The sequence below is a fragment of the Agromyces sp. NPDC057679 genome, assembly GCF_042799635.1.
GTDB lineage: Bacteria > Actinomycetota > Actinomycetes > Actinomycetales > Microbacteriaceae > Agromyces.
Map to the genome: position 1 here is coordinate 484,540 of NZ_JBHVIK010000003.1, position 21,273 is coordinate 505,812.

At 70.1% G+C, this 21,273-nt stretch carries 17 protein-coding genes and 4 tRNA genes; 9 read left to right on the forward strand and 12 right to left on the reverse strand.

Going from position 1 to position 21,273, the window contains the following annotated elements:
* Nucleotides 1-2: 2 nt before the first annotated feature.
* Both ACFVAJ_RS15225 and pdxY read left to right on the forward strand, forming a co-directional pair.
* Nucleotides 3-1,373: an aminotransferase class I/II-fold pyridoxal phosphate-dependent enzyme gene (locus tag ACFVAJ_RS15225; RefSeq protein WP_376945517.1), complete on the forward strand. Its 1,371-nt coding sequence runs from the start codon at nucleotides 3-5 to the stop codon at nucleotides 1,371-1,373.
* Nucleotides 1,370-2,221, forward strand: a complete 852-nt coding sequence (gene pdxY / locus ACFVAJ_RS15230; protein ID WP_376945519.1) for a pyridoxal kinase PdxY — start codon at nucleotides 1,370-1,372, stop codon at nucleotides 2,219-2,221. Before ACFVAJ_RS15225 ends, pdxY begins: the two co-directional genes overlap by 4 nt.
* Nucleotides 2,222-2,287: 66 nt before the next feature.
* Here pdxY and ACFVAJ_RS15235 read toward each other — a convergent pair whose 3' ends face one another.
* The 7 genes from ACFVAJ_RS15235 to ACFVAJ_RS15265 all read right to left on the reverse strand — a co-directional run bounded on the left by ACFVAJ_RS15235 (nucleotide 2,288) and on the right by ACFVAJ_RS15265 (nucleotide 7,509).
* Nucleotides 2,288-2,872, reverse strand: coding sequence for an HIT family protein (locus ACFVAJ_RS15235; RefSeq protein ID WP_376945521.1), 585 nt, complete (start codon nucleotides 2,870-2,872; stop codon nucleotides 2,288-2,290).
* Nucleotides 2,869-4,803 (reverse strand): threonine--tRNA ligase, encoded by a 1,935-nt coding sequence (gene thrS, locus ACFVAJ_RS15240; RefSeq protein WP_376945843.1) that lies wholly within the window; start codon nucleotides 4,801-4,803, stop codon nucleotides 2,869-2,871. The genes ACFVAJ_RS15235 and thrS overlap by 4 nt, the downstream gene beginning before the upstream one ends.
* Nucleotides 4,804-5,087: 284 nt before the next feature.
* On the reverse strand, nucleotides 5,088-6,581 hold the full coding sequence (locus ACFVAJ_RS15245; protein ID WP_376945523.1) for a glycosyltransferase family 39 protein: 1,494 nt from the start codon (nucleotides 6,579-6,581) through the stop codon (nucleotides 5,088-5,090).
* 222 nt (nucleotides 6,582-6,803) lie between these two features.
* Nucleotides 6,804-7,064 carry a hypothetical protein gene (locus tag ACFVAJ_RS15250; protein WP_376945525.1) on the reverse strand — a complete coding sequence of 87 codons (261 nt, stop codon included), beginning with the start codon at nucleotides 7,062-7,064 and terminating at the stop codon, nucleotides 6,804-6,806.
* Nucleotides 7,065-7,206: 142 nt separating this feature from the next.
* Nucleotides 7,207-7,281: transfer RNA gene (locus ACFVAJ_RS15255), tRNA-Val, on the reverse strand.
* Between the two features lie 25 nt (nucleotides 7,282-7,306).
* Nucleotides 7,307-7,380: transfer RNA gene (locus ACFVAJ_RS15260), tRNA-Cys, on the reverse strand.
* Between the two features lie 57 nt (nucleotides 7,381-7,437).
* Nucleotides 7,438-7,509 (reverse strand) — tRNA-Gly (locus ACFVAJ_RS15265).
* Nucleotides 7,510-7,749: 240 nt separating this feature from the next.
* Here ACFVAJ_RS15265 and ACFVAJ_RS15270 point away from each other — a divergent pair.
* Nucleotides 7,750-7,822: transfer RNA gene (locus tag ACFVAJ_RS15270), tRNA-Val, on the forward strand.
* Between the two features lie 83 nt (nucleotides 7,823-7,905).
* Here ACFVAJ_RS15270 and ACFVAJ_RS15275 read toward each other — a convergent pair.
* The 3 genes from ACFVAJ_RS15275 to zapE all read right to left on the reverse strand — a co-directional run bounded on the left by ACFVAJ_RS15275 (nucleotide 7,906) and on the right by zapE (nucleotide 11,022).
* The gene (locus tag ACFVAJ_RS15275) at nucleotides 7,906-8,487 is read right to left on the reverse strand and encodes a type II toxin-antitoxin system PemK/MazF family toxin (RefSeq protein ID WP_376945527.1); all 582 of its coding nucleotides are present in this window, start codon (nucleotides 8,485-8,487) and stop codon (nucleotides 7,906-7,908) included.
* A 44-nt stretch (nucleotides 8,488-8,531) separates the two neighbouring features.
* Entirely contained in the window at nucleotides 8,532-9,794 is a 1,263-nt protein-coding gene (locus tag ACFVAJ_RS15280; RefSeq protein WP_376945529.1) for an ammonium transporter, read from the reverse strand.
* Nucleotides 9,795-9,966: 172 nt separating this feature from the next.
* Nucleotides 9,967-11,022 (reverse strand): cell division protein ZapE, encoded by a 1,056-nt coding sequence (gene zapE, locus ACFVAJ_RS15285; RefSeq protein ID WP_376945531.1) that lies wholly within the window; start codon nucleotides 11,020-11,022, stop codon nucleotides 9,967-9,969.
* A gap of 141 nt (nucleotides 11,023-11,163) precedes the next feature.
* On the opposite strand from zapE, the gene ACFVAJ_RS15290 reads away from it, so the two are divergent.
* Nucleotides 11,164-12,081, forward strand: a complete 918-nt coding sequence (locus ACFVAJ_RS15290; RefSeq protein ID WP_376945533.1) for a sulfurtransferase — start codon at nucleotides 11,164-11,166, stop codon at nucleotides 12,079-12,081.
* Nucleotides 12,082-12,135: 54 nt separating this feature from the next.
* The gene (locus ACFVAJ_RS15295) at nucleotides 12,136-12,576 is read left to right on the forward strand and encodes a SufE family protein (protein ID WP_157424118.1); all 441 of its coding nucleotides are present in this window, start codon (nucleotides 12,136-12,138) and stop codon (nucleotides 12,574-12,576) included.
* 30 nt (nucleotides 12,577-12,606) lie between these two features.
* Here ACFVAJ_RS15295 and ACFVAJ_RS15300 read toward each other — a convergent pair whose 3' ends face one another.
* The gene (locus tag ACFVAJ_RS15300; RefSeq protein WP_376945535.1) at nucleotides 12,607-13,830 is read right to left on the reverse strand and encodes an alpha/beta hydrolase family protein; all 1,224 of its coding nucleotides are present in this window, start codon (nucleotides 13,828-13,830) and stop codon (nucleotides 12,607-12,609) included.
* A gap of 87 nt (nucleotides 13,831-13,917) precedes the next feature.
* On the opposite strand from ACFVAJ_RS15300, the gene ACFVAJ_RS15305 reads away from it, so the two are divergent.
* From ACFVAJ_RS15305 to ACFVAJ_RS15320, 4 genes are all read left to right on the forward strand, one after another.
* Nucleotides 13,918-14,508 carry a DUF3000 domain-containing protein gene (locus ACFVAJ_RS15305; RefSeq protein WP_376945537.1) on the forward strand — a complete coding sequence of 197 codons (591 nt, stop codon included), beginning with the start codon at nucleotides 13,918-13,920 and terminating at the stop codon, nucleotides 14,506-14,508.
* On the forward strand, nucleotides 14,501-15,697 hold the full coding sequence (locus ACFVAJ_RS15310; protein WP_376945539.1) for an HRDC domain-containing protein: 1,197 nt from the start codon (nucleotides 14,501-14,503) through the stop codon (nucleotides 15,695-15,697). Before ACFVAJ_RS15305 ends, ACFVAJ_RS15310 begins: the two co-directional genes overlap by 8 nt.
* Nucleotides 15,698-15,774: 77 nt before the next feature.
* Nucleotides 15,775-16,983 carry a thiolase family protein gene (locus tag ACFVAJ_RS15315; RefSeq protein ID WP_376945541.1) on the forward strand — a complete coding sequence of 403 codons (1,209 nt, stop codon included), beginning with the start codon at nucleotides 15,775-15,777 and terminating at the stop codon, nucleotides 16,981-16,983.
* Nucleotides 16,980-19,121: a 3-hydroxyacyl-CoA dehydrogenase NAD-binding domain-containing protein gene (locus tag ACFVAJ_RS15320; protein WP_376945543.1), complete on the forward strand. Its 2,142-nt coding sequence runs from the start codon at nucleotides 16,980-16,982 to the stop codon at nucleotides 19,119-19,121. Before ACFVAJ_RS15315 ends, ACFVAJ_RS15320 begins: the two co-directional genes overlap by 4 nt.
* A 163-nt stretch (nucleotides 19,122-19,284) precedes the next feature.
* Here the strand turns inward: ACFVAJ_RS15320 and dxs are convergent, their stop codons facing one another.
* Nucleotides 19,285-21,234: a 1-deoxy-D-xylulose-5-phosphate synthase gene (gene dxs, locus ACFVAJ_RS15325; RefSeq protein WP_376945545.1), complete on the reverse strand. Its 1,950-nt coding sequence runs from the start codon at nucleotides 21,232-21,234 to the stop codon at nucleotides 19,285-19,287.
* Between the last annotated feature and the right edge of the window lie 39 nt (nucleotides 21,235-21,273).

Here is a 21,273-nt window from a genome sequence, read left to right on the forward strand (position 1 = left end):
GCATGGTCGATGACACGAGGAAGGACGGTGCCGAGATCATCGACATCGAGGGCCGTTCCGCGGCCGAGATCGCCGACAGCCTGCGCACGCTCATCGAACGCGGTGCGCTGCGACCGGGTGACGCGCTCCCTCCCGTCCGCGCGCTCGCGGAGCAGCTCGGCGTCAACCGCAACACCGCCGTCTCGGCGTATCGGCAGCTCACCAACGCCGGCGTGGTCGTCACGCTCGGCCGCGGGGGCACCCGCGTCGCCGGCGGCGCGCCCGTCGCGCAGGAGGGCTTCGCCGCCGACACGGCGCTCCGCGACCTCGGCACCGGCAACCCCGACGCCTCGTTCATCCCCGACCCGACGAACGTCCTGCCGAGCATCGCCCGGCGCCCCGTGCTCTACGGCGAACCCGTCATCGACCCCGACCTCGAACGCTCCGCACTCGCGTGGATGGGCGCCGACCTCCCCGACGGCACTCCCCTTCGCCTCACGGTCACGAGCGGCGCCGCCGACGCCGTCGAACGCCTGCTCGCCCAGGCGCTCACCCGCGACGACGCCGTCGCCCTCGAAGACCCCTGCTTCCTCACGAGCATCCACACCGTCCGCGTCGCCGGCTACCGCCCGGTGCCCGTGCCCGTCGACGACGAGGGCATGACGGTCGAGGGCCTCCGCGCCGCACTCGACCAGGGCGTGCGCGCCGTCATCTGCACCCCGCGCGCGCAGAATCCGACGGGCGCGAGTCTCACGGCCGACCGGGCGGCCGCCCTGCGGGAGGTGCTGGCGGAGCATCCCTACGTGCTCGTGATCGAGGACGACCACTACTCCCTCCTCTCGCAGCAGCCGCACCACACGCTCATCAGCGCCGAGCACCGGCGCTGGGCCCTCGTGCGCTCGGTGTCGAAGTTCCTCGGGCCCGACATGTGCCTGGCGGTGACCGCCTCCGACCCCGAGACCGCCGACCGCCTCGCGATGCGCCTCACGCCCGGCACCACCTGGGTGAGCCACCTCTTGCAACGGCTCGTGCACGCCCTCGCGACCGATCCCGAGGTCGCCGCCGGCATCCGCGCCGCAGGCGAGCACTACGCCGCCCGCAACGCCGCGTTCGCCGAACTGCTCACCGCGGAGGGCCTGCCCACCTCCCCGGGCGACGGGCTCAACGTCTGGGTCCCGCTCGGCGCGCCCGCGCGCGCGGTCTCCGAGCAGCTCATGCGCCGCGGATGGCTCGTGCGGCCCGGTGACGAGTTCGCACTCGGCGACCACGGGGCATCCGAGCGCCTGCGCCTCACCGTGCACGAACTCGACGACGCCGAGCAGCAGCGCCTCGCCGCCGACCTCGGCGCCTCGGTGCGCGCCGTGCGCGAGCGAAGTGCGATGATCGATCGGTGAAGATTCTCTCCATCCAGTCGGCGGTCGCGTACGGCCACGTCGGCAACTCCGCCGCCGTCTTCCCCCTGCAGCGCATCGGCGTCGAGGTGCTGCCCGTCTACACGGTCAACTTCTCGAACCACACCGGCTACGGCGCGTGGCGCGGCCCGCTCATCTCGCCCGACGACGTCCGCGAGGTCATCGCGGGCATCGAGGACCGCGGGGTGCTCGGACAGATCGACGTCGTGCTCTCGGGCTACCAAGGCGGCGAGGGCATCGCCGACGTCATCCTCGAGACCGTCGCGAAGGTGAAGGCCGCCAACCCCACCGCGATCTACGCGTGCGACCCGGTCATGGGCAACGCGAAGTCCGGATGCTTCGTGGCCCCCGCCATCCCCGTGCTGCTCCGCGAGCGCGTGGTGCCCGCCGCCGACCTCATCACGCCGAACCAGTTCGAACTCGGCTACCTGACCGGCACCGAACCCGACACGCTCGAGTCGACGCTCGCCTCGGTCGACCTCGCCCGTGCGGGCGGCCCGAGCACGGTGCTCGTCACGAGCGTCGAGCGCCCCGACCGCGAGGACGACACGATCGAGATGCTCGCCGTCGACGAGCACGGCGCCTGGATCGCGCAGACCCCGCGCCTGCCCATGAAGGCCAACGGCTCGGGGGATGTCACGGCCGCCCTCTTCACGGCCCACTACCGCCGCACGGGCGACGCGGCCGACGCGCTCGCGCGCACGATCTCGAGCGTGTACGACCTGCTCACCCGCACCCACGAGTCGGGCGAGCGCGAGCTGCAGCTCGTCGAGTCGCAGGAGTTCTACGCCCACCCGCGCATGCAGTTCGAGGTGCGCCGGGTGCGCTGAGCGCCGGCCCGAAGCGAACGACCAGGGGCGCCGCGAGATCCGATCTCGCGGCGCCCCTTCGTGTCGCTACTCGCCCGCCGCCGGCCAGGCGTCGGCGATCTCCTGGCGCACCTCGCCGAGGAGGCGCGGCAGCGCCTTCGTGCCGGCGATGATCGGAAAGAAGTTCGAGTCGAGCGCCCACCGCGGCACGATGTGCTGGTGCAGGTGCTCGGCGATGCCGGCGCCCGCGATGCGACCCTGGTTCATACCGATGTTGAAGCCGTCGCAGTGCGAGACCTCCTTCACGACCCGCATCGCGATCTGCGTGAGCAGCCCGATCTCGGCGACCTCGGCGGGGCTCGCCTCGTCGTACGTCGCGATGTGGCGGTAGGGGCACACGAGCAGGTGCCCGCTGTTGTACGGGTACAGGTTGAGCAGCACGTAGGCGTGCTCGCCGCGAGCCACGATGAGCGACTGCTCGTCGCTCATCTCGGGTGCGCGGCAGAACGGGCACGAATGCTCGTCGGGCTGCTGCCCGTGCTGGATGTAGACGAGCCGATGGGGGGTCCAGAGTCGTTGGAACGCGTCAGGCACGCCCGCGAGATCGGTCGAGGCATCCGTCGGGACCCCGTCGAACTCGCCGGCGCCGTAGCTCACCCCGTCGCCGGTCATGCGAACAGGTCGTCCCGCGTGTTCACCTGCAGGCGCTCGGCGATCGCGCCGCGCACCTTCTCGATCGCCGCGTTGATCGGCACACCGTTCTCCTGGGTGCCGTCGCGGAAGCGGAAGCTCACCGTCTCGGCCGAACGGTCGTTCTCGCCCGCGATGAGCTGGAACGGCACCTTCTGCGTGGTGTGGGTGCGGATCTTCTTCTGCATGCGGTCGTCGCTCACGTCGAGGTCGGCGCGCACGCCGAAGCCCTTCAGCTGCTCGATGATCGCCCCGAGGTACGGCGCGTACTCGTCGGCGACGGGGATGCCCACCACCTGCACCGGCGCGAGCCACACCGGGAAGGCGCCCGCGTAGTGCTCGAGGAGGATCGCGAAGAACCGTTCGATCGACCCGAAGAGCGCCCGGTGGATCATGATCGGGCGCTTCTTCTGGCCGTCGCGGTCGGTGAACTCGAGGTCGAAACGCTCGGGCAGGTTGGGGTCGACCTGCACGGTCGACAGCTGCCAGGTACGCCCGATCGCGTCGCGCGTCTTCAGGTCGATCTTCGGGCCGTAGAACGCCGCCTCGCCGGGCATCTCGGTGAGCTTCAGCCCGCTCGCACGGGCGACGTTGCGCAGCGCGTTGGTCGAGTAGTCCCAGAACTCGTCCGAGCCGATCCACTTGTCCTTCTCATCGTCGCGCATCGAGAGCTCGAGCTCGAAGTCGTCGAGGCCGAAGTCGCGCAGCATCGAGATGACGAAGTCGATGACCTTGGTCGCCTCCTCCTCGAGCTGCTCGGGGGTGACGAAGAGGTGCGAGTCGTCCTGCGTGAAGCCGCGCACGCGGGTGAGGCCGTGCAACGCGCCCGAGAGCTCGTTGCGGTACACGGTGCCGTTCTCGGCGAGCCGCATCGGCAGGTCGCGGTAGCTGCGCCCGCGCTCCTTGTAGATCAGGATGTGCATCGGGCAGTTCATGGGCTTCAGGTAGTAGTCCTGGCCCTGCTTGGTGATGTTGCCCTCGGCGTCGCGCTCCTCGTCCATCACGATGGGCGGGAACATGCCGTCCTTGTAGGTGACGAGGTGGTTCGAGGTGAGGAAGAGGTCTTCCTTCGAGATGTGCGGCGTGTACACGTAGGTGTAGCCGCCCTCGATGTGCCGGCGACGGGCGTGCTGCTCCATCTCCATGCGGACGACGCCGCCGCGGGGGTGCCAGACCGAGAGGCCCGAGCCGATCTCCTCGGGGAAGCTGAACAGGTCGAGGTCGCGGCCGAGCTTGCGGTGGTCGCGCTTCGCGGCCTCCTCGAGGCGGTGCTGGTACGCGCGCAGCTCGTCCTTCGTGGGCCACGCGGTGCCGTAGATGCGCTGCAGCTGCGGGTTCTTCTCGGAGCCGCGCCAGTAGGCGGCGGCGATGCGGGTGAGCGACCAGCCGTTGCCGATCATGCGCGTGTTCGGCAGGTGCGGGCCCCGGCAGAGGTCCTTCCAGACCGTCTCGCCGGTCTTCGGGTCGACGTTGTCGTAGATCGTGAGCTCGCCGGCGCCGACCTCGACGCTCTCGTTGTCGTCGCCCGACGAGGCCGAGCCCTTGAGCCCGATGAGCTCGAGCTTGTACGGCTCGCTCGCGAGCTCCTCGCGGGCCTCGTCGTCGGTGACGACGCGGCGCATGAAGCGCTGGCCGGCACGGATGATCCGCGCCATCTCCTTGTCGAGCGCCTTGAGGTCGTCGGGGGTGAAGGGCGATGCGACGTCGAAGTCGTAGTAGAAGCCGTCGGTCACGGGCGGGCCGATGCCCAGCTTCGCCTCGGGGTTGATCGACTGCACCGCCTGCGCCAGCACGTGCGCCGCCGAGTGCCGCAGGATGTTCAGGCCGTCGGGCGAGTCGATCGTGACCGGCTCGACGACGTCGGCGTCGGTCACCGTCGTCGCGAGGTCCTTGAGCTCGCCGTTGACGCGCATCGCGACAACGGAACGGTCGGTGAAGAGCTCGAAGCCGTCAGCCACCTGGATCCACTCCTTGGAATTCTCTCGAAACGAACCCTTCAACTGTAGTCGTGCGCGCGCACCCTCCCGCGCCGAGGGAGGTCGGCACTGTTCGCCCGTCGAGCGCGAGCGTCCACCCCGAACGGGGGTGTACCCCATGAGTCCTGATTCGGGGGACAATCCCTGTGGACCGGTCGCTGGCCGGACCACCGGGTTCCGGTGAAAGCGAAAGCCGGTCACCGGGATCCGGCCCTCTCCCTTCAGCGCTCGTACTTCACGATCGTCGACCGGTTCGTCTCGTGTTGGCTCACGGCGGCGAACCCGTGCGCCCCGAGAAGGTATGGCGCCCCGTGGAGCTCGCCCGTCCCGGGCGATCCCGCGGTGACGAGCCACAGCCGGTCGATCCCGTCGAGCCGCGACCCGAGCTGGTCGAAACCGATCGTGATGTCGGAGAAGCCCCCCGTCGTCGTGAACGAGCGCACGAACGCGACGTCCGTCGTGTTCGCGAACGCTGCCGGATACCCGGAGAGCGCCAGGCGCGGCTGCGTATTGCCGAAGTTCGAGTCCTCCAGGAACACCCCGTCGCCCGGCTCGGCGTGCCGCTGGATGTAGTCGGCGATCTGGGCGAGATCGCTGCCGTCGTTCTTGGCCAGGGGCGTGCGCTGGGCGAGGTAGCCGGGTGCACACGCAAGTGCGAGCGCAGCCACCAGCAGCCAGGCCACCGGCTTCAGGGGCGTGATCGTGAAGGCGAGCGCGAGGAGCACGGCGACCGCCGGCACCGCGAAGGACAGGTAGCGGGGGGTGAACACCGAGCCGATCGCGGCATCCGCCATCAACAGCACGAGCAAGGGGATGAAGAACCAGGCCAGTGCGAGACCGAGTAGGCGGCGTCGGGCAGCCGAGAGGCGACGAGCGAAGCACAGTGCCAGCACGAGGGCGACCACGCTCGCGCCCGTTGCAACGTCCCGGGACAGCTGGAAGGCCGGCTCCGAGAGGATTCCCCACAGATCTCGGCCGGGCTGGTAAGCGATCCAGGAGATCTGCTTCTTCTGACGGAGCCCCGCCTGGATCAGCGGGAACGTGACGAGACCGGCGAGCACGGCAGCCGCCAGCCAGGCCAGGAGGACTCGGCGCCGGCGATGATGACGCCAGAGATAGAACACGTGGACCGGGATCAGGAGCAGGGAGTACAGGAAGATCGCGGCCCCGAGGATGAGCATGGCCGAGTAGGCCCACCACCAGCGACGGCGCCCGCTGCGGAGCGCAACCAGCAGGACGATCGTGGTCCACACGGCGACCGCTGCGCTCAAGGCATACGACCGCGCCTCGGCCCCGATGAAGGTCACGTGCGGCAGCACCGCGAAGACCGCACCGGAGACGACCGCGACGTGCAGCTTCGTGAACATCGAGACCAGCACGACCAGGCCGGCGGCCGCCGCGCCGACGGCCAGCGCCGAAAGTGAGCGGGTGGCCGGCTCCGACTCGCCGAAGAGCCCGATCCACACCTTCATCAGCGAGTAGTAGCTGAGGTGGACGACGTCGATGTACTCGGTGAAGGTGAACAGCTCCCTCCAACTGAGCCGGGCGGCCATCACCGTGGCGACCTCGTCGAACCAGTACGAGGGAACCCACGATCCGGCGAGGGAGACCGTGAACGCGACGAGGCCGACCGCGCTCGCCGAGCGGTACCGCCGAACCGGGAAAGGAGTCCCCCGGCGCTGCAACTGCTCCGGTGCGATCGTCGCTGTTCGCACGAGGCTCCTCCCTCTCAGATCTCCCGAGAGGATATCGACGAACCGGACACCGTACCGAGGCCCGCGGGGGGCACCGCCCAACTGGTTGCAATCGGAACCCGTCCGGGCCGGTGACGTCCGCTGAACGACAGAAGGTCCCATCCGCGTCGATGGGGCCTGCGTGCGCCACGACACAGGCGGGGAGCCACATCGACGCACCCGCGTTTGTGCACTGCTCGAACGTCACGACTGGCGGGGCTCGCCCTTTCGAGATCCGCCAAGGTCTGCTCTGCGCGCCTCCGACAGAAACCACTCCGCGACGTCGAGCGGAATGGCGTGATCGTAGAACCAGCCGAACGACAACTCCCCGCTCTTGTCGTCGTGAAACACCTCGGCGAGGACGTCCAGACCTCCTGCCTCGAGAAGTTCCAGGGCGATGCCGTCGCGGGTGCCGACATGGCTCGCGATTTGGAGTCTGTAGGAGTCGCGAAAGTCCCTGCTCATCCGCCGATGATCTCAGACGCCTGAAGTGCCAGTGATGCTCAGCGTCGTGGCGCTCGAACTGCACGTCGTATCTGGTGTGGCGCGCGGCCCGCGGCGCGGCGCCCGTTAACGCGAAAACCCCCGGCGAACCGGGGGTTTTCATTGGTGGGCGATACTGGGATCGAACCAGTGACCTCTTCCGTGTCAGGGAAGCGCGCTACCGCTGCGCCAATCGCCCAGAATCGAGTGCGAGGCTCTCGATCTGGAGGTGGATACGGGATTCGAACCCGTGTATACGGCTTTGCAGGCCGCTGCCTCGCCTCTCGGCCAATCCACCGTGTATGGGTTCTCCACCAAAAGAACAGGAGTCAAGCATGTGCTTGATCCTGATCAGAGCGGATGACGAGATTCGAACTCGCGACCCTCACCTTGGCAAGGTGATGCGCTACCACTGCGCCACATCCGCGTTGCTTTCGCATTTCTGCGTGCAGAGAAGACTTTATACACACTTCGGGCGATTCACAAACCGAGCGCCCCCCGAGGGCCGTTCCGGCCGGTCAAGCCGCCATTCCGCGACCGAATCCCGGGCGTGTCGAGCCCAAGCGACGAGGCGAGCACCCCTCACCTGTCGCTCGATGTGCAATCGCCCCCGATCGTCGGCTAGTATCGAGTCCGCGGTCACCGAGAGGTTGCCGCGAATCCCTCAGGGCGATTGGCGCAGCTGGTAGCGCGCTTCCTTCACACGGAAGAGGTCGTCGGTTCGAGCCCGGCATCGCCCACTGAGCACAGAACGCCCCCGACCTCGGTCGGGGGCGTTCTGCATTTCCGCACGACGCGGGTCGGCTGCCGCCTGGTCGGACCGTCAGCGCCACCCGTAGCGCTGCGTGAGCGCCCCGGCGACGAGCTCGAAGCGGCGCTCGTCGAGCGAGGCCGCCTCGCGCCGCATGCCGCCGGCGCGCACCCGGAACACCCGGTCGGTCTTGGCCCAGCTGGGTCGCCCAGAGGCATCCCAGGGCCCATCGCCGAGCGAGACGTAGTCGCGGTCGCCGTCGTGCGCCTTGCTCGTGAGCTGCACGGCCAGGTAGTCCCCCGCTTGCGACGCGGCGACGATGACGACGGGGCGGTCCTTGCCGCGTCCGTCGCGCTCCTCGTAGGGCACCCAGGTCCACACGACCTCGCCGGGATCGGGATCGCCGTCGGGCGTCGGCGCGTAGCTCAGCTCGACGCCGCGCAGCCGGTCGGGGTCGATCTCGATCGTCGCGTCGTCGCCGAACCGCCCGGGCGAGGACTCGCCGGCGAACGGCGCCGGCCGCGAGGCATCCGCCTTCGACGACGAAGCCGGGGCGGTGGTCGGCGACCCCGCCGACGACCGGGTGGATGCGGGCGTGATGATCGCCCGCAGAACACGCCCGAGGGCGGTGAGGAAGCGGCTGGTGTCTGACACACCGGGCACACTACCCCACCGCCCTCGGGCGGCCGGAGCGTCGATCAGACGGTCTCGAGCTTGTAGGCGTCCTCGCCGTGCACGACGGTGTCGATGCCGGCGATCTCGTCCTCGTTCTTCACACGGAAGCCCATCGTCTTCTGGATGATCGTGCCGATCGCGAAGGTCAGCACGAACGAGTACGCGAGCACCGAGACGGCGGCGATCGCCTGCACCGCGAGCTGCGTGAAGTCGCCGCTGTAGATCAGGCCGGTGCCGTTGGCGAAGATGCCGAGGTAGAGCGTGCCGATGAGGCCGCCGACGAGGTGGATGCCCACGACGTCGAGCGAGTCGTCGAAGCCGAACTTGAACTTCAGGTCGATCGCGAGCGCGCAGACCGCACCGGCGACGAGGCCGAGCACGATCGCCCAGACCGGCGTCAGCGAGGCGCAGGCGGGGGTGATGGCGACGAGACCCGCGACGGCGCCCGAGGCGGCGCCCACCGAGGTCGGCTTGCCGTCCCTGAGCTTCTCGACGAGGAGCCAGGCGAGCAGGGCCGCCGCCGGCGCCGCGATCGTGTTGACGAAGGCGAGGGCCGCGGTGCCGTCGGCGGCGAGCTCGGAGCCCGCGTTGAAGCCGAACCAGCCGAACCACAGGAGACCGGCGCCGAGGAGCACGAACGGCGGGTTGTGGGGCACGTGGGCGCCCTTCGAGAAGCCGACGCGCTTGCCGAGCACCAGTGCGAGGGCGAGGGCCGCGGCACCCGCGTTGATGTGCACGGCCGTGCCGCCCGCGAAGTCGATCGCGCCGACGCCGAAGAACTCCTGCATGCCGTACGTGATCCACCCGCCGTAGGCGAAGCTGCCGTCGTCGGCGAGGCCGAAGTTGAAGACCCAGCTCGCGACCGGGAAGTAGACGATCGTCGCCCAGATGCCGGCGAAGATCATCCACGCGCCGAACTTCGCACGGTCGGCGATCGCACCCGAGATGAGGGCGACCGTGAGGATCGCGAAGGTCGCCTGGAACGCCACGAAGGCGAGCGGCGGGAATGCGGCGTCCTCAGGGGTCTCGAGGAGGCTCGTGAGGCCGATCGCCGACCAGTCGATCGACCATGGGGCGACGAGGCCCTCGGCGCCGGGGAACGCGATGGCGTAGCCGTAGAGCACCCACAGGACGCCGATGAGGCCCAGCGCACCGAAGCTCAGCATCATCATGCTGATGACGCTCTTGGCCTTGACGAGCCCGCCGTAGAAGAACGCGAGCCCTGGGGTCATCAGCAGCACCAGGGCTGCGGCGATCAACAGGAACGCGGTGTTGCCTTGATCCATCTCTCGAACCTCTCTCGGAATGCAGGGCGGGGGACCCTGTGCGCCCCAGTTTCACGAGGGGACGTTTCGAGAGGGATCGTGCGATGTTTCCGGCCCGTTACGGGTCGCCGCGCCATGTGAACAGCGCGTTTCGGGATGCTGCGGATCGGCGAGGAACTCGCCGTGCGACCGCTCAGTCGTGCGGCGGCAGCTCGCCCGAGGTCAGCGCGATCATGCGCGAGATCGCCCGCAGGTACTTCTTGCGGTAGCCGCCCGACATCATGTCGCCGCCGAAGACCTGGTCGAGCGCCAGGCCGCTCGTGATGATGGGCACCTCGGCGTCGTAGGCGCGGTCGATGAAGGCGACGAGCCGGAGCGCCGCGTTCTGGTCGGTGAGCTCGTGCACGCCCTGCAGGGCGATCGCGTCGAGCCCCTGCACGAGCTTCACGTACTTCGAGGGATGCACGGTCGCGAGATGCGCGATCAGTTCGTCGAAGGTGTCGAGCGAGACGCTGTGGTCGCGTGCGGCGAGGGCCTGCGCGGTGCGCGCGACCTCGTCGTCGGTCGCGAGCGCGATCGCGTGCCCCTCGGTGTCGCGGCGACGGTAGTCGAGGCCGTCGATGCGCAGGGTCTCGAAGTTCGAGGAGAGCGCGTGGATCTCGCGCAGGAAGTCGGCGGCGGCGAACCGTCCCTCGCCGAGCGCGTTGGGCGGCGTGTTCGACGTCGCGGCGACTCGCGTGCCGCTCGCCATGAGCTCGCCGAGGAACCGCGTCATGAGCATGGTGTCGCCCGGGTCGTCGAGTTCGAACTCGTCGATGCAGATGAGCTTCGCGCCGCGCAGCAGCTCGATCGCTGGCTGGTAGCCGAGCGCGCCGACGAGCGCGGTGTACTCGATGAAGGTGCCGAAGTACTTCGGGCCGTGGGCGACGTGCCAGAGCGCGGCGAGCAGGTGGGTCTTGCCGACGCCGAAGCCGCCGTCGAGGTAGACGCCCGGCAGTTCGATGCGCGCGGGGCGCTTCCGGGAGAAGAAGCCGCCCGGACGCTGGGCCGCGCGCCAGGCGCCCGCGAACTGGTTCAGCCGTTCGAGGGCGGCCTGCTGCGACGGGAAGTCGGGATCGGGCCGGTACGACTCGAAGGAGGCGTGCTCGAACTGCGGCGGCGGCACGAGCTCGGAGGCGATCTCAGCGCCCGAGATGGCCGGGTTGCGGTCGACGAGCCGGATGGGGACGTGGCTGGAGGCCGAGGTCATGCTGGTGAGCTCCCGTATTGCACCGGATGACGGGTGCCGTGACTGCGCCCCGCAGGCCGCGTAGATTCGAGTGTGGACAGGTGATCAGCCTAGTCCGCTCCCCCGCACAGCCCGCCGACCAGGCGATCCCAGGAGGTCCCCATGCCCGCCGAGTTCGACTCCGCCGCGAAGTTCGCCGAGTACGCCCACCCCGAGCGACTCGTCTCCACGTCCTGGCTCGCCGAGCACCTCGGCGACCCCGGCCTCGTGGTGGTCGAGTCCGACGAGGACGTCCTGCTCTACGAGACCGGCCACATCCCGGGCGCCGTGAAGATCGACTGGCACCTCGACCTCAACGACCCGATCGTGCGCGACTACGTCAGCGACGAGCGGTTCGCGGCCCTCCTCGGCTCGAAGGGCATCTCGCGCGACACGACGATCGTCGTCTACGGCGACAAGAGCAACTGGTGGGCGGCGTACGCGCTGTGGGTCTTCACGCTCTTCGGCCACGAGGACGTCCGGCTCCTCGACGGCGGTCGCGACCTCTGGATCGCGGAGGGCCGCGAGATCACCACGGATGCCACGGAGCCGACCCCGGTCGACTACCCGGTCGTCGCACGCGACGACCGCGCGGTGCGCGCCTTCAAGGAGGACGTGCTCGCCCACCTCGGGCAGTCGTCGGTCGGCAGAAGGGCGCTCATCGACGTCCGCTCCCCCGAGGAGTACAGCGGCGAGCGCACGACCGCGCCCGCCTACCCCGAGGAGGGCGCACTGCGCGCCGGCCACATCCCGACCGCGGCGTCCGTGCCGTGGGCCCGCGCCGCCGCGGGCGACGGCACCTTCAAGGGCCGCGCCGAGCTCGACGCGATCTACCGCGACGAGGTCGGGCTCGCCGACGGCGACGACATCGTCGCGTACTGCCGCATCGGCGAGCGTTCGAGCCACACGTGGTTCGTGCTGACGCACCTGCTCGGATTCGACAAGGTCCGCAACTACGACGGCTCGTGGACCGAGTGGGGCAGCGCGGTGCGCGTGCCGATCGTGACGGGCACCGAGCGCGGCGAGGTGCCCGCGCGCTGACGCGCAGCGGCCCCGACGGCCGCGCGCGCCTTCGGCCGTGGGAGAATCGAAGCGATGGATCAGACCACGCTGCCCGAACGCCTCGCCGAGACCCGCGACGACTTCCTCGCCCTCGGCGTGCGCGACCGGCTCCAACTGCTGCTCGAGTTCTCGAACGAACTCCCCGAGCTGCCCGAGCGCTACGCCGAGCACCCCGATCTGCTCGAACGCGTCGAGGAGTGCCAGTCGCCCGTGTTCATCTTCGTCGAGGTCGACGGCGGCATCGTGCACCTGTATGCGACGGCGCCCGCCGAGTCGCCGACGACGCGGGGCTTCGCGTCCATCCTCGTGCAGGGCCTCGCAGGCCTCACCGTGCAGCAGGTGCTCGACATCCCGGCCGACTACCCCCAGTCGCTCGGACTGGGCGAGGCCGTCTCGCCCCTGCGGGTCCGCGGCATGACCGGCATGCTCGCCCGCACCAAGCGCCAGCTGCGCGAGCGGGTCGCCGCGCTCTGACGACGCGCCGGTAGGCCCGGTCGCCGCGCCTCAGCCGACGATCTCGACCGCTGCGCCGTCGTGGTCGGCGGCCGTCCGCGCAGCGAGCCAGGCGGTGATGAGTCCGTTCCACCGCTCGGGATCGTGGTTCCAGAGCTTCGTGTGGCGTGCCCCCGTGAACTCCTCGAACTGGATGAGATCAGGGCGGGATGCCGCGAGCCGGCGCGATCCGTCGATGGGCACGAATCCGTCGTCGTCGCTGTGCATCAGCAGGATCGGCACCGAGAGCTCGCTCGCCCGTGCGACGGGGTCGAGCTCCTCGAGCGAGATCGGGGCGGCGAGCCCGGTGAGGCCGCCGCCGTACGGGGCACCGAGGAGCCGCGCCACGACGTCGCCGAGCTGCCGGGGCAGTCCGAGCGCGCCGCCCTGGAACCGGAGGATGTCGACCCAGTCGATCGCCGGCGACTCGAGGATGACGCCGACGAGGTGCTCGCGGACCTCGTCGGAGCGCAGCACCGCCTGCAGCGAGATCATGCCGCCCATCGACCACCCCATCAGCACGATCTCGCGCGCGCCGTGCTCGCTCGCGTACTGCACCGCGGCGACGACGTCGGCCCACTCCGTGCCGCCGAGCCCGTAGCGGCGATCGCTGCTCTCAGGCGCCTCGCCGTCGTTGCGGTACGAGATGAGGAGGCTGTTCCAGCCGGCGGTGCGCGTGGCATCCACCGCTCGCAGCGCCTCGTGCCGCTTCGCACCGCGCCCGTGCACCTGGACGACCCACCGATCGCTCGGGCCGTCGGCGGGGATCCACCAGGCCGGAGCCGGGCCGAGCGGGGTCTCGACGACGACGTCCTCGTAGGGGGCGTCGAGCTCCCAGGGTCCGAGGTGGTACCAGGCGTCGATCCGCCCCTTCGTGGCTCGCTCCGGCCGCCCGAAGTCGGTCGAGGTGAGCGCTCGGCGCACCCGCCCGCCGCGTTCCTCGATCACGTCGCCGAGTCGGGCGTGCCCCGAATCGTGCTCGAACCAGAGTCCGTATCGGCCGCGCATCCGCGCCTCGTCGCCGGCGGCGAGCGTGATCTCGCCGGCGGCCGAGTCGACGCCGAGGATCCGGAGGTCCTGCTCCCGACGAGCGGGCGGCGTCACGACCTTGCGCGCGAAGACGATGGTGAGCACGGCGGCCGTCGCCCCCGTCACGAGCGCGATCACCGCGGCGAGGAGCGCCGCCGCTCCGACCATCGCCCGGACCGCTCCGATTCGTTCTCCGCGCTGCGCCATCGGCATCCTCCCCGTCAACCGTCCCGTGTGCGTCGCGATGCGGCGTGCCGCCGTCACCGGCTCCGGTCGAGACTCTAGTCTGCACTCGTGCCCGACCACCCGTCCTCGCTTCCCGCCGAGTTCGAGGCAGCACTCGCCTCGATCCGAGCAGCCGTTCCGCGCGCCGAGCTCGCGGTGTCGGAGATCCCGGCGCCCGGCGGCCTCGCACCGCATGCGGCCGCCCTGTCGGCCGATGTGTCGCCCACGCGCCACGGCGACGACTCCGAACTCGGCACCGGCCGGTTCATCCTGCTCTACGACCCCAGCGAACCCGAGGCCTGGGGCGGACGCTTCCGCGTGGTGTGCTTCGCGCAGGCCCCGCTCGAGACCGACATCGGACTGGACCCCTTCCTCGCCGAGGTCGCGTGGTCGTGGCTGATCGATGCGCTCGACGCCCGTGGAGCCCATTACATCGCCGCGTCGGGCACCGCGACCAAGATCCTCTCGACCGGGTTCGGCGAGCTCGCCGCCCAGGGCGACGGTGCTCAGATCGAGCTGCGCGCATCGTGGACCCCCCTCGACGCCGAGATCAAGGCGCATGTGGAAGGCTGGAGCGAGTTGCTGTGCATGCTCGCAGGGCTTCCGCCCCGATCGGAAGGGGTGACCGCACTGCCCCGTCGGAGGTCGAATCGTGGATGACTACCGGGTGATCGAGACGCCCGCGGAGTTCGACGGCGCCGTCGCGAGCCTCCTCGGCGGCGAGGGGCCGATCGCGGTCGATGCCGAGCGCGCGAGCGGCTTCCGCTACTCCCAGCGGGCCTATCTCATCCAGATGTACCGCCGCGGCGCGGGCGTGTTCCTCTTCGACCCGCCGCAGATCCCCGACTTCTCCGCCCTGCAGGACGGCATCCACGCGGAGGAGTGGGTGCTGCACGCCGCCAGCCAGGACCTCGCGTGCCTTCGCGAGGTCGGGCTCGACCCCGACCGCATCTTCGACACCGAGCTCGCGGCCCGGCTGCTCGGCATGCCGCGGGTCGGGCTCGCCTCGGTCGTCGAGGAGCTGCTCGACATCAAGCTCGCCAAGGAGCACTCCGCGGCCGACTGGTCGACCCGGCCGCTGCCCCAGTCCTGGCTGAAGTACGCGGCCCTCGACGTCGAGCTGCTCGTCGACGTGCGCGACCGCCTGGTCGACCGCCTCGCCGACGCCGGGAAGACCGACATCGGCGGGCAGGAGTTCGACGCCGTGCTGCATCGCGCGGCGAAGCCGGCCTCGGCCGAGCCGTGGCGACGCCTCTCCGGCATCCACGCCATGCGCAACGGACGGAACCTCGCCGTCGCCCGTGAGCTCTGGCTCTCCCGCGACGAGCTCGCGTCCTCGACCGACGTCGCCCCCGGCCGGCTCGTGCCCGACGCCTCGATCGTCGCCGTCGCGAAATCGCTGCCGTCGACCCGCCGCGCCCTCGCCGACCTGCGCGAGTTCACGGGGCGCCAGAGCCGCAGCGAACTCGACCGCTGGTGGACCGCGGTCGAGCGCGGACTCACGACGACGGAGCTCCCCGCGGTGCGGGTGCCGAACGATGCCCCGCCCCCGCCGCGCGCGTGGGCGGCACGCAACCCCGAGGCCGACGCCCGGCTGAAGCTCGCGAAGACGGCCGTGGCCGAGCTCGCGGAGTCGCTCGAGATGCCGGTCGAGAACCTCCTCACCCCCGACTTCCTGCGGCGTGTGGCGTGGTCGCCGCCGGCCCCGGCCGACGCCGAGTCGATCGGCTCGGCGCTCGCCGCGCTCGGCGCCCGGCCCTGGCAGATTGCCGCAACCGCACAGATTATCGCCGCCGCGTTTGTGGGGGCGTCACAAGCCCTGCTCGACGCCACCTCCGACGATTCGTAGGATCCGTCAAGCGATTCAGCACGCCTGCAAGGCCCTTCGTAGGATCGAAGCAATCCTGATCGAAAGTGAGCTGCAGCGTGGCTGATCAAGCTGAAGTCGTGTTCGTCGACGGGGTCCGCACCCCGTTCGGCAAGGCCGGCGACAAGGGCATGTACTGGAACACCCGAGCCGACGACCTGGTCGTGAAGGCGATCGTCGGACTCCTCGAACGCAACCCGAACGTGCCGAAGGACCGCATCGACGAGGTCGCCATCGCCGCGACCACCCAGACCGGCGACCAGGGCCTCACCCTCGGTCGCACCGCCGCGATCCTCGCAGGGCTGCCGAAGACGGTGCCCGGATTCTCGATCGATCGCATGTGCGCCGGCGCGATGACCGCGACCGCGATGCTCGCCGGATCCATCGGCTACGGCATGTACGACCTCGCGATCGCGGGCGGCGTCGAGCACATGGGCCACCACCCCATGGGCTCGGGCGTCGACCCGAACCCGCGCTTCCTCAGCGAGCGACTCGTCGGTGAAGACGCGCTCGTCATGGGCGCGACGGCGGAGCGCATCCACGACCGCTTCCCGCAGCTCACGAAGGAGCGGAGCGACCGCTTCGCCCTCGCGAGCCAGCAGAAGACCGCCGCGGCCTACGCAGCCGGCAAGATCCAGCAGGACCTCGTGCCCGTCGCGATCCGCACCGAAGAGGGCTGGGGCCTCGCGACCCGCGACGAGGTCATGCGTCCCGAGACGACGCTCGAGGGACTCGCCGGCCTGAAGACGCCGTTCCGCCCCCACGGTCGCATCACCGCCGGCAACGCGTCGGGCCTGAACGACGGCGCGACCGCGGCGCTGCTCGCCTCGGGCGCGACCGCGAAGGAGCTCGGCCTCACCCCGAAGATGAAGCTCGTGAGCTACGCCTTCGCCGGCGTCGACCCCGAGATCATGGGCATCGGGCCGATCCCCGCGACCGAGAAGGCACTGCGCAAGGCCGGTCTCTCGATCGACGACATCGACCTCTTCGAGATGAACGAGGCGTTCGCCGTGCAGGTGCTCTCGTTCATGGACCACTACGGCATCGACGACGACGACCCCCGCGTGAACCCGTGGGGCGGCGCGATCGCCGTCGGGCACCCGCTCGCCTCCTCGGGCGTACGCCTCATGAACCAGCTCGCGAGCCAGTTCGCCGAGCGCCCCGAACTGCAGTACGGCATCACCAGCATGTGCGTCGGCCTCGGCCAGGGCGGCACGATGATCTGGGAGAACCCGAACTTCGACAAGAAGGCGAAGAAGCGCGCATGACCGACTACTCGACCATCGACTTCGGCTCGCTCGTCGCCCTCGCGGGCGACGACGAGGTCGTGACCCGCTCGTACGTCCGCGACGTGCCGCTGTCGGGCGGTAAGACCCTCGCGCTCCTGACGCTCGACAACGGCCGCGACCACACCCGCCCGAACACGCTCGGCGCGGCGACGCTGCTCGAGTACGCGACGAAGCTCGACGAGCTGAAGGCGCGCGCGGCCGCCGGCGAGATCCACGCCGTCGCCGTCACCGGCAAGCCGTTCATCCTGGCCGCGGGCGCCGACCTGTCCAAGGTCGCGGAGATCCCCGACAAGGAGACGGCGAAGAAGTTCGTGCAGCTCGGGCACTACGCACTCGCGAAGCTCGGCGAGGTCGGCGTGCCGTCGTTCACGTTCTACAACGGGCTCGCGCTCGGCGGCGGCCTCGAGATCGGCCTGCACGCCGACTACCGCACGGTGGACGCCTCGGCGCCGGCGCTCGCCCTCCCCGAGGTCTTCCTCGGCCTGATCCCCGGTTGGGGCGGTGCGACGATCCTGCCGAACCTCATCGGCATCGAGAACGCACTCAAGGTCGTCATCGAGAACCCGCTCAAGCAGAACCGCACGCTCAAGGGCCAGGACGCCCTCGACCTCGGCATCGCCGACGCGATCTTCCCCTCGGTGAACTACCTCGAGGACTCGATCCGCTGGGCCGACGACGTCATCTCGGGCCGCATCAAGGTGAAGCGCCCCAACGAGCCCGGCAAGATGGAGCGCCTCGTCAAGTGGGATGCCGCGATCGGCATCGCGACGAAGATGCTGAAGAGCCGCATCGGCTCGGTGCCGCAGTCGCCGTACGCGGCGCTCGACCTCATGAAGGCGGCGAAGAGCGGCACCCGTGCCGAGGGCTTCCAGCGCGAGGACGAGGTGCTCGCCGATCTCATCGCCGGCGACCAGCTCCAGGCGTCGATCTACGCCTTCAACCTCGTGCAGAAGCGCACCAAGCGCCCGGCCGGTGCGCCCGACAAGGCCGTCGCGAAGAAGGTCACGAAGGTCGGCGTGCTCGGCGCCGGGTACATGGCGAGCCAGCTCGCGCTGCTCTTCGTGCGCCGCCTCCGCGTGCCCGTCGTGATCACCGACATCGACCAGGAGCGCGTCGACAAGGGCGTGGCCTACATCGCCGGCGAGATCGACACCCTGCTCGGCAAGGGCCGCATCTCGCCCGACGAGGCGAACCGCCTCAAGGCCCTCGTCACGGGCACCACCGACAAGGCCGACTTCGCCGACTGCGACTGGGTCATCGAGGCGGTCTTCGAGGAGCTCGAGATCAAGCAGAACGTGTTCGCCGAGATCGAGCAGCACATCTCCCCCGAGGCCGTGCTCGCGACGAACACCTCGTCGCTCTCGGTCGAGCAGATCGGTGCGAAGCTCGCCCACCCCGAACGTCTCGTCGGCTTCCACTTCTTCACCCCGGTCGCGGTCATGCCGCTCATCGAGGTCGTGAAGACGCCGTTCACCGACGAGGCGACGCTGTCGACCGCGATGGTCACGGCGAAGAACCTGAAGAAGAACGCCGTCATCACCGCCGACACCCCGGGCTTCGTCGTCAACCGCCTGCTCGCGGTGCTGCTCGGCGAGGCGATGCGCGCCGTCGACGAGGGCACCTCCTTCGAGACGGTCGACCAGGCGATCGCCCCGCTCGGCCTGCCGATGGCGCCGTCGGCGCTGCTCGACCTCGTCGGGCTCAAGGTCGGCGCGCACGTGCTCGACACGCACCACGCGGCGTTCCCCGATCGGTTCTACCGCAGCGAGAACCTGCACAAGCTCGCCGAGTACGGCAAGCTCCTGGAGAAGGACGACAAGGGCAAGGTCAAGGGCTTCGACAAGGGCGCCCTGAAGCTCGTCGCGGGCGGCAAGAACCCGCGCACGGCCGACGAGATCCTCGTGTCGCTGCAGGACGGGCTGGCCCGTGAGGTCAAGCTCATGCTCGACGGCGAGGTCGTCGCCGCACCCGAGGACATCGACCTCTGCCTGGTGCTCGGCGCGGGCTTCCCGTTCCAGATGGGCGGCGTCACGCCCTACCTCGATCGGGTCGGGGCCTCCGAGCGCGTCTTCGGCGACACCTTCCACCACCCGCAGGTGAAGGGCGTCGGCGCCTAGTCCGACACGCGACGACACGCGAACGCGGCCCCCGGCTTCGGCCGGGGGCCGCGTTCGCGTTCAGCCGGATGCCTCGCGCGGGCGCCGCGCGACGTACGCGCCGTGGCATCCCGCGGCCGCCGCGACGGCGACCCGAGACGCTGCGAGGCCCCGTGCCGATCGCCTAGATGCGCGGCTGCGGGCTCGTGTCGGTGGGCACGGCCGGCTCGGCGCCGACCGCCCGGGCGTGCGGCAGCTTCGAGCCGAGCACCATCGCCGTCACGTCACGGGCGATGTGCTGGGGCGTGAGCCCGACGCGCTCGAGGATGTCGGAGCGAGATCCGTGCTCGAGGAACTCGTCGGGCAGGCCGAGCTCGGTGACGGCCGTGTCGACGCCGGCCTCGCGGAGGTCCTGGCGGATGCGCGTGCCGATGCCGCCGACGCGGATGCCGTCTTCGAGACTCACGACGATGCGGTACTCGGCCGAGAGGTCGATCACGCTGCGCGGCACGGGCACGACCCAGCGCGGGTCGACGACGGTCGCGCCGATGCCTTGCGCCTCGAGTCGCTCGGCGACGGCCAGGCCGACGCCGGCCATCGGGCCGACGGTGACGAGCAGCACGTCCTTGCGCTCCGACTCGGCGAGCACGTCGACGCCGTCGTCTGTCCGGCGGACGGCGTCGTAGTCGACCCCGACCGTGCCCTTCGGGAAGCGCAGCACCGTGGGCGCGTCGTCGACGGCCACGGCCTCGCCGAGCTCCTCGGCCAGGCGGATCGCGTCGCGCGGGGCGGCGATGCGGATGCCGGGAACGACCTGGAGGATCGAGAGGTCCCAGACGCCGTGATGGCTGGGGCCGTCGGGCCCGGTGACGCCGGCCCGGTCGAGCACGAAGGTCACGCCCGCCTTGTGCAGCGCGACATCCATGAGCACCTGGTCGAAGGCGCGGTTGATGAACGTGGCGTACACGGCGACGACGGGGTGCAGGCCGCCGAACGCGAGGCCCGCGGCCGCCGTCGCGGCGTGCTGCTCGGCGATGCCGACGTCGAACACCCGGTTCGGGAACCGCTCGGCCATGCGATGGAGCCCGGTCGGACGGAGCATCGCCGCGGTGATGCCGACGAGGCGCTCGTTCTGCTCGGCGAGGTGCACGAGCTCCTCGGCGAAGGCACCCGTCCACGACGGGCCGGCGGATGACTCGAGCGACTCCCCCGTCTCGGGATCGATCTGACCGACGGCGTGGAACTGGTCGGCCACGTCACGGCGCGCGGGCTCGTACCCGCGGCCCTTCTCGGTGATCGTGTGCACGATGACGGGCGCGCCGTAGGCCTTCGCCTGCCGCAGCGCCTCCTCCATCGCGTGCTCGTCGTGCCCGTCGACCGGGCCGATGTACTTGATGTCGAGGTTCGAGTAGAGCGCCTCGTTGTCGGTGAACCGGCTGAGGAAGCCGTGGAGGCCGCCCCGCACGCCGCGGTAGAAGGCCTGCGCCGGTCCGCCGAGCCGGTCGAAGGCGCGCCGGCTCGAGAGGTGGAGGTTGCGGTACCCCTGCTTCGTGCGCACCGTGTTGAGGAAGCGCGCCATTCCGCCGATCGTCGGCGCGTACGAGCGACCGTTGTCGTTGACGACCACGATGAGCTTGCGGGTGTTGTCGTCGGAGATGTTGTTGAGCGCCTCCCACGTCATGCCGCCCGTGAGCGCGCCGTCGCCGACGACGGCCACGACGTGGCGGTCGTCCTGTCCGGTCATCTCGAACGCCTTCGAGATGCCGTCGGCCCAGGAGAGCGAGCTCGACGCGTGCGAGCTCTCGACGATGTCGTGCTCGGACTCGGAGCGCTGCGGGTAGCCGGCGAGCCCCCCGGTGCGCCGCAGCGACGACAGGTCGGTGCGACCGGTGAGAAGCTTGTGCACGTACGACTGGTGACCGGTGTCGAACACGATCGCGTCGCGCGGCGACTCGAACACCCGGTGGATGGCGATCGTCATCTCGACGACGCCGAGATTCGGGCCGAGGTGGCCGCCCGTCTTGGAGACCGACTCGACGAGGTACTCGCGGATCTCACGGGCGAGCTGCTCGAGCTGTTCCTGGCTCAGCGCATCGAGGTCGCGCGGGCCAGAGATCGTCGAGAGCAGGGTCATGCGTGGTGCCTCCGGGGTGACGCGGCGGTGCCGCCGAAC